We start from the raw sequence: 13,035 nt of genomic DNA on the forward strand, positions 1-13,035 counted from the left end.
ACCAAACGATCACTGATCGCCTACGACCACTGAAAACATCGGACTCATTCATCTAGCGGTCGTGGCGGCGGTACATGCGGTACAGACGCACCACCATGAATGGCGCACCCGCCACGATGATCAGGATAGTCGCCCACCATGGGAGGACCGGACCGCCGGTGTCGGCGGCAGCAAGCAGAGTCATACGAGATCCCGCCGATCCCGCTCGATGGTCAACATCGGCTTGTGTGGGAGCAGATCCCGGTCGTTCATGAACACCCCATGCGTGCAGGCTACCGCGCGGTTGGCGTAGCGACTTTGGGTTGGAGCTGCTTTGGGGCGAGTGATCACGGGGGCATTGACCCTTGATCCTGGACACACGAGACACTGGATCCTGAGGATCTGAGAACGGACATCTCGTGGTCATGAAGAACTATCCGCCGCAGTTCAAGGCGGACGCGGTCGCGCTGTACCGGTCGCGGCCCGAGGCGACGATCCGGCAGGTCGCCGCCGATCTGGGGATCAACCCCGAGACCCTGCGGAACTGGGTACGAGCGGCCGGAGCGAGCCGGCCCCGCGGGCGCCGAGCAGAGGTGCCTGCCGAGCCGCCGACACCGTTGGAGGCGGAGAACGCCGCTCTGCGGAAGAAGGTCCGCGAGCTGGAGGAAGAGCGCGAGATCCTGCGGAAGGCGGCGAAGTATTTCGCCGGGGAGACGCGCTGGTGAACCGCTTCCAGTTCGTCGCCGACCATCAGCGCCGTTACGGCGTGAAGCGGCTCTGCACCATCCTGGGCATCGCCCGCTCCAGCTTCTACTACTGGCGTCGGACGGCCGCGGACCGGGCCGCCCGGCAGGCGGCCGACGCCCGCCTCGCCGCCCGGATACGGGCCGTGCACCGCGCGTCGGACGGCACCTACGGCGTCCCCAGGATCACGGCCGAACTCCTCGGCCCTGAACGGCACCTTCAAGGCCGAGCTCATCGAGATGCAGGGCCCCTGGAAGGACGTCGAACAGGTCGAGCGGGCGATCTTCCAGTGGATCACGTGGTACAACGAAGAACGCCTCCACTCCGCACTCGACTACGTACCGCCCGCCGAGTACGAGCAAGCCTTCTGGCGGAGCCAGGAGCAAGTCGCGCAGTCCGCCTGAACCATCAAGATCGGACTCTACGAAACTCGGTACAGCTCAGACCGCTTCCGGGCAAAGCTCCTTCGTGCCGCTGACAAGGGTGAACCGTTCGACACCGTGACCGGTCTGCCGGACTCGCTGCGCGGTGGAAAGGCGGCGCTGTCGTTCTTCGACCTGGCGGTCAAGTACGTGGATGCGCGGTGGGCGGAGGCGTCCGCCAAGCAGCGGGACAGCATGACCGACGCACTGGCAACGGTCGTTCCCGCCCTGGTCAAGCCTGGGCGGGGGCAGCCCTCTCCGGAGATGCTGCGGCGCGCTCTGCGCTCTTACGTTCTGCCCGTGCCGCGCAGGGAGCGGGAGCGGCCTGAGGAGATCGCCGCGGCGGTCCGGTGGATCGAAAAGACCTCGCTTCCGGTGGGCGAGCTGCAGGAGATCACTCGTACGCATGATCTGATCGACGCTTTGGGCCGGAGGCTGGACGGTAAGCCTGCGGCAACGCAGACCTACCGGCGACGTCGAGCAGTGGTCTTCAACGCGCTGGAGTACGCGGTCGAACTCGAACACCTGCCGTCCAATCCGCTGAGCCGGGTCCGGCGCAAGCGCGGGAAACGGCCGGTGCAGGAGGTTGACCGCCGTGTGGTGGTCAACCCTCGGCAGGCTCGGGAGCTGCTTACCGCGCTTACCTATGTGGGTGGCTACGACCGGGCCAGCGGCCGACGACTGCGGGCGTTCTTCGGGTGCCTGTGCTACGCGGCCATGCGGCCAGGGGAGGCGCTCGGGCTTCGCCGGTCCGACTGCACGCTTCCGGCTTCGGGCTGGGGCCGCATCGAACTCACGGAGACCCGTCCCACGGCAGGAAAGGCGTGGACCGACTCCGGCGAGGCACACGACCGGCGCGGCCTGAAGCAGCGAGCCGACGGTGAGGTGCGCATCGTGCCGATTCCTCCTCCGCTGGTTCGGCTGCTCCGCGAGCATCTGAAGGAGTTCGGTACAGCGGGGGACGGCCGGCTGTTCTCCAGCGAGCGGGGCAACGTGATCGCGGCCTCGTCGTACTCGCGGGCATGGAAACAGGCTCGGGAACTGGCGCTCGTGCCGCATCAGGTGTCGTCGGTCCTGGCCTTCCGGCCGTACGACCTCCGTCATGCCGGAGTCTCCCAGTGGCTCAACTCCGGTGTCCCGGCGCCGGAGGTCGCCGCTCGCGCGGGTCACTCGGTGGACGTCCTGCTCAAGATCTATGCCAAGTGCATCGACGGCCAGGAGCAGGAGATGAACGACCGGATCATGCAGGGGCTGAGGGAGGACGGCGCCCCGGACTGACACAACGACACGACCGACGAACGGGAGCCCCGGACCACAGAGGTTCGGGGCTCCCGTTCGTCAGTCCACGTATAGTCCACTCGGTTACGCTCAAGGCCCCGGGAACGGACGCTGACCTGCGGGAAAGCCCACCAAGATCATTACGTCGTCATTACGTGATCACTGGCAAATGGCTGCCTTCGACGGCATCCGCCTGCCTATACGCGAAGACCCCGACCGCAGCGTTTCCGCTGGTGACGGGGTCTTTGGGCACCTCATGCTAGGTGCCCCCGGCAGGATTCGAACCTGCGCACACGGCTCCGGAGGCCGTTGCGTTCCTAGGAGAAGTAGCTGGTCGCAGCCCTGCGTGTTCCCTGAAGGACGTGATCCGTCCACGCATGGTCCACGGTGCCATTAGTGTTGCCCGGCAAGTCGAGGTGGCCACGGGACGGCATAAAAGGGCGAAATCGTGACAATTGTGACAGTTGCCTCAGTTTTCATCTCCTGCTACAACGCCATGCAGCGTGGAGAATTGATTCGCCGCAGGAACAGGCGGGATAAAGAGTTCCACTTTCAGGATTGGGTCGGTGACCGAATCACTGAAACAGGATTTTCATGGGAAGTAACCAAGCGGAACAAATATCCCGACTACGTCATGACTGACTACCTCGAAGGATTCGAGGTAAAGGGATTGGAGACTCCCGGGAGGCAGGCAGATTTCGACTGCAATAGTCAGCTCGCGACGGGCATGCACGAAGGAAGATCAGTTTACTACGTCTTTGGACGCTACCCGAAAAGGTTCGAGGGAGATCAGTTCCCAGTCCTTGACCTAGTAATCTGTCATGGTGATTTTCTGAACGCCCACCATGACTATGTGCATAAGAATGACAGCTTCCGCGATTTTGGATCCTATGGCGATATCTTGGTGCGCGATCGGAAAATGTATGTCGCTCCTACGCCTTATGCGTTGGCGGATGGCCTGACCTCGAATTGCACATTGATCGCACCAAAAGACGAGGTGCTTGACGGGGCTGATAGTCTAAGGGAGGTCGGCTCCTTGATTCGGAGCGATGCTGATAAGATTGCAGCTAAGTACACCTTCGACTTCCGCGATAACTCATTGCGCACAGAGTTGGCAGATAATCCGACAGCCGGGTTCACTCGCGCCTTCACTGCGTTTAGGGCAAAGAGTGATCCGGCTGGTGAAGTTGGCATGAAGCCCGTGAGGCGTATCCCACGACAGCCCCTACTGGATGAGAACGATGAACCATTCTGATCACTTGGCTCTCTTCGACGCTGACGTGCAATGTCATCGGGGCATCCCAAGCTCGTCCGCGCTGGAAGCGGCGTTTCCTGCGGTCGAACTCAGCAAGATCGCAGAGAATGAGTCATGGCGTAAGGAAGTTCATCGGCCGGCTACGAGTACTCATAAATGGTGGGCCAAGCGCTTGGGGAGTGTGTTCCGCGGCATCATTGCGGCTGCAGTAACTGAAGCAGACGGCGACGCCCTTAAGACTTATAGCAGTCCTGCGAATCTTGACGGTTTGGTTGTACTTGATCCGTTCGCGGGTTCCGGCACGACTGTTGTCGAAGCAGCGAAAATGGGCGCAAGTGTCATCGGTTCGGATATCAACCCGGTTGCTACTCTGGTTCAACGTCAGGCTGTGCAGCAATGGGATGTTTCTGAATTGCGCCGAGCCTTCAAGCTTGTCGAGTCACAATGCCGTGAAGAGATTGATCGAGTTCATCGCACTGAAAGCGGCGAGCCGGTTCTGTACTACTTCTGGGTCACAGTAGCTCACTGCCCCCATTGCGAGGCAAAAACTCGCCTTTTCTCGACCCATGTTTTCTCGCAGCACGCTTATCCTAAAAGGGTTCCTGAGGCGCAAATCGTTTGCCCGGTATGCTTGGATGTGCAAGCTGGACGATACGACTTTAAATCAGCGGAATGCCGCAATGGGCATAAGTTTGAGCGCGTCGGCGCAGTGAATCGCACCCAAGTTACGTGCGCCAACGGGCATACCTCTAAGGTGCTTGATGCTTTGAAGGGCAAAGCCCCGAAGCGTGAAATGTATGCAAAGCTTGTTCTAGGGTTTGACGGGAAGAAGCGGTATGAACCCATCAATGCCTTTGATAGGTCTTTGTATGCAGAGTGCGTTGACCTGCTGCAAACCAATGAACGTGACCTCGTGTTGCCGTGCGGTCAACTTGAGCTGGGGGAGAATACCCGCCAGGCGATGCGCTGGGGATTCACGGAATGGCGTCAATTCTTTAATGAGCGGCAACTTTATTCGCTGGGGTTGCTCGGTTCTGCGATTCGCGATGTAAGCGCAGGCGATGCCGAGCGAGAGGCCCTAGTTGCACTATTTTCAGGAACGCTCGAATTTAACAACATGTTCTGTTCCTTCAAGGGGGAAGGGACAGGTGCGGTCAGGCACATGTTCAGTCATCACATCCTCAAACCTGAACGTATGCCTCTCGAGGCACACCCTTGGGGCACACCTGCGTCGTCTGGATCATTTTCTACGCTCTTCCGTAGCCGTATTATTCGCGCACACGACTACAAGACGGAGCCCTTTGACCAGGTGCTGGTTAATGGCGCTGTACAGAGGACCACAGGTTTGTCCGTCCCGTTCGAGGGGAAACCCCTCGACGCATGGCCGGAGCAGGGGCTTGGAACCAGGCAGGTTTACATCCGGAACGGTGATTCGTCCCGCACCGATCTGCCTTCAGGATCCGTGGACCTCATCGTGACTGATCCACCCTATATGGATAACGTCCACTATTCGGAACTTGCCGACTTTTTCCACGCTTGGCTCATGGGGATGGAGCCCTTTTCGGGATACCCATCATTTGCCCTGACAACAAGAAGTACGGAAGAGGTTCAGAGCGCTGATCCGAGGCAGTTCGGTGATGCGATCTCGCGTGTTTGGAAGGAATGCGAGCGCATCTTGAAGCCGGGAGGCCTGCTGGCTTTCACCTTTCACCAGGCTCGGTTGACAGGGTGGGTAAGCCTTGTGGAGGCACTAGCTAACGCCGGACTTGGAGTTACGGCTATTCAACCCATCAAGGGTGAGATGAGCACGAGTGTCACGAAGGGTGGAAATGAACCCTCGAACCTTGATTCGATCATCGTATGCAGGAAAAGGAAAGAAATTCCTCCTGGTTCCGACTCGCCCGACGCTGCAGCGGCCCGAGGAGAGAGGCTACTGCGTGAATTGCAGGAGGCAGGTATTGACGTTGGCGTCGGGGACGTAAAATCGGTAATCCGTGGGCATGTGCTCGCGACTTACACACTTGGCCAAGAACTGACTCTTTCAGACCTGTCAGAGCTGGCCGAGTCTCTGACGAGCAGGAGCGTGGTTCGTCTCTGCAGTTCGAGTGCCAGCGGCTGATGCGATGAGCTTTGTGGGTCAGCAGTAACCACACTGGCGCTTCGGCCGGCTGATACGCGAGGTTGGCGTAGCGACTTTGGCCGGGAGCTGCTTTGGCGCGAGTGATCATGGCCCCGTAAGCTTCCGGCGCGTCGGGCAGTCTGTGGACCTGCCCGCTAGAGCACGACGTTGGGGCCATGATCTTCGAGGCTCGCGCCAAAGTGGCTGGCTAAAGTCGCGGAGCCGACCGTCCCAGGCACGGTTTCTGTAACGTCAGGTGGCTGATGCCTATGCGCGCGACACAGGACGGTCAGGCTCTACGCGATAAATGGAGCGAACTGCAGAGATAGCTTTGGTTCATCGCTTGCGTCGGTCACTGCACGCAGAACCGGGGCCCTGAACCCGGCCGCACGGGCTGGCTAGGATCCTGGAATGAGGGATCGAGCTCTGCTGGTCCCACTGCATCGTTGCTGGAATCGACCGGATACGCGACCCGCGCAATTCGTGCTGTCGGGCCATGCGCGGACGGCGCGGCTTGCCAGTCATGGGCGAGAGGTCGACCAGGGTCAGGGGCTATCTGGCGTTGTTGACATCGGCAGCGGTGATGGGTGATGACCTCAAGAAAGGATGCCGTTGCCGCGCTGATCAGGTGGTGTTTGCTGTCTCCTGCGGTCGACCGCTGTCGTGCTCGTCTGACGTTTCACCGGCAACGGAATCAAGGAACTCCGCATCTGCGAGGAGCGCGGAGATCTCTGTGCTGAGAGAACTAACTTTCCCAACGAAGATTACGTCCGGCGTCAGCGTCATTCCGATGCAACCGTCCTCTGCTTGCAACGCATCCTTTGCCAGACAATGCGCTTGAATGTCCTCGTCTTTGAGAGTGTGGATTCTTGCTGCACGCAACCGTGACGATCCCTTTTCAATGCCGAAGACCGTGTCACCAACCGAGATTTCCGTGGCCTCTAGAGCGATGATATGAGCCTTTGGCTTCGCGTAGTACTGCTTGACGTAACCGACAAGCGCCGGGGATAGATGCAGGAAGGTTGCTTTTCTGATCTCGTCGAATATCGCGGTGACCAGTTTCTTGAGGACCTCGCAGATTGCTGTCAGGATGTCGGAACTAGCCAAATCGACGTAGTCTCCGTGCGCGATTTCATTTCGACGACTGACCAAGTCCGCTAGAATGCTTTCGACATCCTTGTACAGTCCCGACAAGAGTCCATCCTGTAGCGTCTTGATGTCGATCTTACTGATTGAGTCGCTAAAGTTTACGTTTACCCTCCTCAGCAAATCTGACAGCATGTCGCCTTTAAGGTTCCTGTCATGGAAGCTGAGCGCAATTCCGCTGAGGGTGTAATCCTCCGCTCCGTCGAGGCATGACGCCAAACTGCGTAGCATCTCATCGATATCGTTTCGATCTAGACGGCCCCCGCTATCCCTGGTAAGCAGTTGCCGGGCTTGGCTGTCATGGGCCTTTTGAATGTTCTCGGGCAAGTCTGTGTACTCGGGAAAAAAAGTGGCGCACAGGGATGCGTAACGCGCAATGATGTCATCCACGAACTGCTCGAGGCACCCATATAGATTGATGATAGAGCCCGAGTAAACGAGGCGGCGCCATTCCGAGTTTCGTGCTGATTCCCTTGTCTCTGTAAGTGACTGCAGCTTCTCATCGAACTCCAGAGCTGAGAGGATTTCGTCGAAGCGCGCGAGAGCGGCCTGCAAGATTCCATGCATGCTCAGCTCCGGCCGTCCAAGTGACCGTCAAGAAAACCTAGGTAAAGCTTGTTGCGCTCGGCTAGGTCGCGAGTATTGACCCTGCGACCGTCGATTCGATCTCCGTTTTCTTCGTAGAACCGGTCGATCCCTTCACGGATCGCGAATCGTTTATCCACTAGCTCGGTGCTTCGTGAGAGTCTTTGGCTAAAAGCAAGCATGAGAGGTTCGTACGCAACGATGGCCGGCTCTTCAATCCATTGCCACTGCCCGTTCCGGAAACGCTTTAGCCAGAACGCGCGGTGGGTCATGACTTGCTCTACCAGATTAGAGGTCTGAACGAACAATGCTCCCAGCTTGGTCAGAAGCTCGGGCTTGTACCCATTCGCAGCCTTGAGGTAGGAGTCAAGGAAGAGTTTCAGATTCCTTGGGTTGCGCGACCCGGCAATCAATCTTTGCCGGTATGCGAAGAACCGTAGCACCAATTCGACGTCGTACATCGATCGGTAATAGGGGTGGTTTTCTGGTGACGATTCGCCCTCTTCGCCGTCTTGCTCATTGCTCGTAGTCGTAATACCCCAGAGGCGGCGAAAGCTAGGCGTCTCAGCCAGATCAAGGCACAGGCGGTTCATAGGCCCCGGCAGCAGGGCATTCCGAGATTCCTGTGCAGTCAGATCTACGCCACCGCTATTGATGCGCTCGAAGACGAGCTGTTTCAGTAGATCTGCTTCGCGGCCTGAAGGTCCGCCAGTTTCATGCAACAGAATGACAGCGCTAAGGTAGCGCCGGTCGATGCCGCGTTGCGACATTTCATCCAAGTCGGAGTAGCGCTTACCGTTATGCTGCGGGAAGTACTGGAGATCTCGGAGGGTGTAGCTATCTTTATAGAACTCAGAAATGGCAGTTAGGCGCTGAAGGCCGTCCATGACTTCGAACTTGCTGAGTTCTGCCTCGTAAAGGAAGATCGGAGGAATGGGCACGTTAAGCATGATGGATTCGATGAGTCTAGACTGCTTATCGGGGTTCCATCGATGGCGGCGCTGGAAATCTGGGTTTAGATTCCATTCTTTCCCGGCCACCAGGTCGGGAATCTGAGCGACCTGGTACCGGGCTTGTTCCGTCACGATGCGGAAGTCGCCTTGCCTGTGCTTCGCGGCTTCGTCTATTCTCTGGTCGGTGTTCTCTTGAAAGTTGACTCGCTCACCAGGCAGAAGGATTGGAGACTGCCTTGCGGTGGCATCTTCCTCTACGGGGAAAAGGCTCTGATCGTGAGCTTGAGGTCGTGAATTTTGCTCCGCCATGTGATGCCACCGTTCGCTCTCTGTCGATCGCTCGAGATCAGTTGTCTCCAAGCAGATCGTAAAGGCACTCGGGGGCAGTCTGTATCACACGAATGAGCGATCTCGGCAGATTTATTTGGGACAATATGGGTTAAATGTCTACAAAAGGTGCTCCGATGGTCCTGTCTTGGTTTCTCAGCGCGCGGCACGGGCGCCGGCCGGGCTGGAGCGGGGCGGAGACTGGAGCGCAGGCCCGGCCGGGGGCCGGGCCGCGCGCGGGGAGCGGAGCGAGCCGCCTTGAACCCGTGAAGAAGGTTGTTACTCAGCAGGGGCTGTGATCCGCCACAAGGGTGCGTCGTGCTTCTCCGGACGGCTGTTGATCAGCAGTTGGCGCAGGTCCTCGCGTAGGGAGCCGTTGAAGTTCAGTGCCTCGGTGATGCGGCGGAACGTTGTGTGGGTGACTCCGCGGCTTCGGGCCTCGGCCTCGAACTGATCGAGTTGGGCCAGGACCGACTGGGGGTCGAGCTTCGCCGGTGGCTGGTCCTTGAGCCACGTGGCCTTGTTGCGCTCGTAGTCGATCTCTGAGTATCCGCAGATCTCGCGGCTGTGGGCTTCTACCTCGTTCAAGGTGGCGGTCGTCGTGATGGCGCGGGCCAACTGGTTGCGGCTCAGCGCTTCGTCTAGGTCGACCTCATGGACGGTCGGACCTTCGTCGGTGAGAGGGACGGGAAGGCCAGCGTCCCGCATTTCGCACGTGCCGCGTACGCCTCGGGCTGTCGCCGCGAGCATCCCGGTTGCCTCGGAGGGGTGCCACTCCAGGACCGAGCTGACCGGCTCCACGTCCTTCGCCGTGAAGTTATGGACGAGCGGGCCGAGCATGGCTCGCAGGTCCTCAGGAGGCAGTTCGCCGTCCAGGCCGGGGCCTGCCACCAGGAGGCGGATCGGTGCGTTCACCTGGCAGCATGCGGCGAGCGTGACGGCGTCGGCGAGCGGGCTCTTGAGTGTCGGCTCATCGCCTCGGGCGAGGATGTCTCCGCCGACGTCCAGGAGATCGATCGACTCCGGTGAGAAGTGGCTTACCAGCTCTTCGAGTTGGCGGGTGATGCCTTCGACTCCGTGGTGTGGGTCGATCAGGGTGAAGGTGTGCGGGAGCTCTGCCGCGAGTCGAGGGAGGGTGGAGCCTGCTGGAGCGATCGGGCGGGCCTCGGCCGGCACTGCCCGGACTGCTGGGGTGAGGTGCTGTAGGCCGGTGAAGTTGTTCGGTCCCCGGGGGCCCGGTACCGGGTCGATCAGGAGGCGGTCCCACGCGTACGTGAGGATCACCGCCTGGTCCTCGTCGCCGTAGAGGGCGGTGTGAAGCATTGCGGCGGCGACTGCGTCGCCCCCTCCTCCTGCTGCGACGATCAACCGCTTCATGCGGTTCAGCCTACGGGGTCGGGGGTTGACCACTCATCCTATAGTGGCTACTGGCCATAGCCACTTGGCTACGGGAAAGGCGAGGAGGAGGCATGCCGCAGATCGAGGAGGCTCAGCCGAAGTATCTCCAGATCGCGCACTACATCCGTGATCAGATTCTTCGGGGTGACCTGCGGCCGGGGGACGAAGTTCCCTCGGAGCGGCAGTTGGCCGCGAGCTGGAACGTGTCCCGTCCGACTGCTGCGCGGTCGTTGGAGGCGCTGAGCCATCAGGGGCTCGTCGAGAAGCGTCAGGGGTCGGGCACGTACGTGCGCAGTCTGGAGGTCAACCGGCGGGCGCGTGAGTTGTACGGGCGGGCTCGGCAGACTGGGAAGATCTACACGCCTGGTGAGTACGCGGTGATCACCTCGGCTGGCTGGATGGATGCGCCGGATCACGTCGTTGAGGCTTTGGGCCTGGTCAAGGACCGTCGGGCCGTGCATCGGCGGCGGGTGACGAACAACCAGGACGGGCCGATCACGCTGTCCACTTCGTGGTTCGCTCCGGATGTCGGCCAACGTGCGCCGAAGCTCCTGGAGCCGGAGCGGATTCAGGAAGGGACGCTCATGTACGTCGAGAACATGACTGGGCGTCAGGGCAGCTATGCCGAAGATCGCATGTGTGCTCGCGATGCGACGGAGGAGGAGGCTGCGGATCTTCAACTGCAGTCCGGGTCAGCCGTGTTGATCGTTCATCATGTCGTCTTCGACCTCCAGGACCGGCCGTTGGAGTTCGCCGAAGCCACGTACCCGCCGCATCGCTGGGCGTTTGAGCAGGGCTACCCGCTCACCTGATGGACCTGGCAGTTGTGTCGAATCGCTTGCACAGTCCAAGTGGCTAATGCCACTATCCAGGAAGTGGCTAAGGCCACTTGGATTCGGAAGGGGGCACGGAGTGACGAGTCAGCGGCCGGACCAGGGCGCGCGTGCAACTTGCCGGGGATGCCGGGGGCGCGGTTGGAAGCGCGTCGGCTCCCGTACGGCTCTGGCGCTCTCGACGGCCAATGACCGCGTCCGTGCCACGTCGAAACGACGCTGCCTCGATTGCGACGGCAGTGGCAAGGAGTGAGTGCGGATGGCCTACTCAATCGACCGCTATCCCTCTGCGGACTCGCCGCGGCTCGGTGCCATGACCTTGCACCCCGTCGCGGAGTCCGTGCCTCGGGCTCGGCGCTGGTTCCGGAAGTTCATCGCCCCGTACAACCCGGCCTGCTCGATCGACGACTGCACGTTGATGATCTCGGAGCTGGTGACCAACGCCATTCTCTATGGGCGGGCTGATGAGAGCTGGGTGGTGCGCGTTGCGTGGTACCGCGTGGAGACGGCGCTTCGGGTGGAGGTGCACAATCCGGGATTCCCGGCGAGTGTGCGCATGCGGAAGCCGGACGCCAGCGATGCCCACGGGCGCGGACTGCTCCTCGTCGACTCCATCGCCGACTCGTGGCACTCCGGTCCCAGCCGCTTCGGCGGGACGGTTGTCGCGTTCACCATGGCCGACGCATGGTCGCCTGATGAGGTCTTCGGGCCCGTTCTGTTCTGACGGCGCAGTTGTCGCTAGTCTGGTTGACCAGTTGACTTGGCCAATCTCGACAGGCGGCGGCGTTCATGGCGTATGAAGTGGAGGCACCGAAGTACGTACGCCTCGCGCAGACGATTCAGCGCCGCATCGAGGACGGTACCTATCCGCCTGGCACTCGGGTGCCCAGTGAGAACCAGTTGGTGCAGTCCTTCGGAATGTCCCGCCCGACCGTCGTGCGGGCCCTGGAACTGCTCAAGCGGGACGGCTGGCTGGAGTCTCGGCAGGGGTACGGCACGATCGTCCGAGGTCGTCCTGAAGTTGTTGAGCAACAGGACCGGCGTGGGCGAGAGGTCCTGCAGCGCGACGAGTCGCGGTCCTCCGGGCGCCTGGTCGAAGTCGCTGAAATGCCTGTTCCGGCGCGGGTCGCCTCCGCGCTCGGGCTCCCAAAGCGAGCCAAGGTCCTCATGCGTCGTTTCCTGGCGGAGGAAGATGGCGAAGCGGTCGAGTTGATCTCGACGTACTTCCCCGCCGGCCTAGTCGGGGGGACCGAGCTGGCGAGCACTGATGCCCTCAGCGGCAGTGTGCGCGAGCATGTGGAGGCTCGGAAGAAGGTCCGCTATGACCATGTGACGGAACGGGTCTCGGCTCGACTGCCTGAGAGTGGTGAAGCCGAGCTTCTGGGCTTGCCTGACGGTGTGCCCGTGCTGAGCATCCTTGTCATCGCGTGCGACGCGTCCGGGCAGGCGCTGCAAGTCTCTGATGTGCTGCTTCCGGCTGACCGCCAGGAACTCGAAGACACCTATCGCTTGAACTGACGTCTGATGCAGGCGAGTTCACCTACAACTCCACTTGACAAGTCAACCTGTCATCTCTAGCTTCGAACTTGCTAAGTCAACTTGTCAGGTGGCGAGTTGATCGACTTGAAGGAGAAATCTCTGTGCGTGTGATCCGCGTTGACGCCTCGACCGCCACGATCCTGCTCACCGAAGCGCCGGCGCCGAAGGTGCGCGACCGGCAGACCGGTGAGATCGCCAAGGATGCTGTGACCGGTGAGGCACTGATGACGGTCGGCGTCGTCTTCATCGACGAGGGTGAGTCGTCCCTGATCCAGGTCACCATCCCCGAGAGTGGTGTGACCGACGGTCTGACGGTCGGTGCTCCCGTCTCGCTGCCGGGGCTCGTCGCCCGGCCGTGGGAGAGCGTGTTCAACGGCCAGCAGCGGCACGGCATCGCCTACCGGGCCACCGCCGTGGCTCCGGGTGCCTTCCCGATGGCGCAGGCGGGCTGATCGCC

11 protein-coding genes and 2 pseudogenes are annotated in these 13,035 nt (G+C 60.7%); 9 read left to right on the plus strand and 4 right to left on the minus strand.

Features of this window, described 5'->3' with window-relative positions:
- Positions 1-52: 52 nt before the first annotated feature.
- Complete coding sequence (locus tag QMZ92_RS18235; RefSeq protein WP_283298438.1) at positions 53-184, minus strand: hypothetical protein; 132 nt, start codon at positions 182-184, stop codon at positions 53-55.
- A 214-nt stretch (positions 185-398) separates the two neighbouring features.
- On the opposite strand from QMZ92_RS18235, the pseudogene QMZ92_RS36415 reads away from it, so the two are divergent.
- From QMZ92_RS36415 to QMZ92_RS18260, 5 genes and pseudogenes are all read left to right on the plus strand, one after another.
- Positions 399-922: pseudogene (locus QMZ92_RS36415) on the plus strand (transposase); the annotation flags it as partial.
- Between the two features lie 7 nt (positions 923-929).
- Complete coding sequence (locus QMZ92_RS18245; RefSeq protein WP_349307740.1) at positions 930-1,127, plus strand: integrase core domain-containing protein; 198 nt, start codon at positions 930-932, stop codon at positions 1,125-1,127.
- A gap of 33 nt (positions 1,128-1,160) precedes the next feature.
- A pseudogene (locus QMZ92_RS18250) lies at positions 1,161-2,423 on the plus strand (tyrosine-type recombinase/integrase); the annotation flags it as partial.
- Positions 2,424-2,871: 448 nt separating this feature from the next.
- Entirely contained in the window at positions 2,872-3,678 is an 807-nt protein-coding gene (locus QMZ92_RS18255) for a hypothetical protein (protein WP_283298440.1), read from the plus strand.
- Between the two features lie 4 nt (positions 3,679-3,682).
- Positions 3,683-5,797: a DNA methyltransferase gene (locus tag QMZ92_RS18260; RefSeq protein ID WP_283298441.1), complete on the plus strand. Its 2,115-nt coding sequence runs from the start codon at positions 3,683-3,685 to the stop codon at positions 5,795-5,797.
- Between the two features lie 624 nt (positions 5,798-6,421).
- On the opposite strand, the gene QMZ92_RS18265 is transcribed toward QMZ92_RS18260, so the two are convergent.
- The 3 genes from QMZ92_RS18265 to QMZ92_RS18275 form a co-directional block, all read right to left on the minus strand.
- Positions 6,422-7,510 carry an MAE_28990/MAE_18760 family HEPN-like nuclease gene (locus QMZ92_RS18265; RefSeq protein ID WP_283298442.1) on the minus strand — a complete coding sequence of 363 codons (1,089 nt, stop codon included), beginning with the start codon at positions 7,508-7,510 and terminating at the stop codon, positions 6,422-6,424.
- A 2-nt stretch (positions 7,511-7,512) separates the two neighbouring features.
- Complete coding sequence (locus QMZ92_RS18270; protein ID WP_283298443.1) at positions 7,513-8,790, minus strand: DUF262 domain-containing protein; 1,278 nt, start codon at positions 8,788-8,790, stop codon at positions 7,513-7,515.
- A 297-nt stretch (positions 8,791-9,087) separates the two neighbouring features.
- A complete protein-coding gene (locus tag QMZ92_RS18275) occupies positions 9,088-10,185 on the minus strand; it encodes a DUF1152 domain-containing protein (RefSeq protein ID WP_283298444.1) in 1,098 nt (365 codons plus the stop codon).
- 92 nt (positions 10,186-10,277) lie between these two features.
- On the opposite strand from QMZ92_RS18275, the gene QMZ92_RS18280 reads away from it, so the two are divergent.
- The 4 genes from QMZ92_RS18280 to QMZ92_RS18295 all read left to right on the plus strand — a co-directional run bounded on the left by QMZ92_RS18280 (position 10,278) and on the right by QMZ92_RS18295 (position 13,030).
- Positions 10,278-11,018: a GntR family transcriptional regulator gene (locus QMZ92_RS18280; protein WP_283298445.1), complete on the plus strand. Its 741-nt coding sequence runs from the start codon at positions 10,278-10,280 to the stop codon at positions 11,016-11,018.
- Positions 11,019-11,298: 280 nt separating this feature from the next.
- Positions 11,299-11,763: an ATP-binding protein gene (locus tag QMZ92_RS18285; RefSeq protein WP_283298446.1), complete on the plus strand. Its 465-nt coding sequence runs from the start codon at positions 11,299-11,301 to the stop codon at positions 11,761-11,763.
- A gap of 65 nt (positions 11,764-11,828) precedes the next feature.
- Positions 11,829-12,557 (plus strand): GntR family transcriptional regulator, encoded by a 729-nt coding sequence (locus QMZ92_RS18290; protein WP_283298447.1) that lies wholly within the window; start codon positions 11,829-11,831, stop codon positions 12,555-12,557.
- A gap of 122 nt (positions 12,558-12,679) precedes the next feature.
- The gene (locus QMZ92_RS18295) at positions 12,680-13,030 is read left to right on the plus strand and encodes an SCO3933 family regulatory protein (protein ID WP_250747897.1); all 351 of its coding nucleotides are present in this window, start codon (positions 12,680-12,682) and stop codon (positions 13,028-13,030) included.
- Positions 13,031-13,035 lie beyond the last annotated feature (5 nt).

Source organism: Streptomyces sp. HNM0645, from assembly GCF_030056615.1.
GTDB lineage: Bacteria > Actinomycetota > Actinomycetes > Streptomycetales > Streptomycetaceae > Streptomyces > Streptomyces marianii.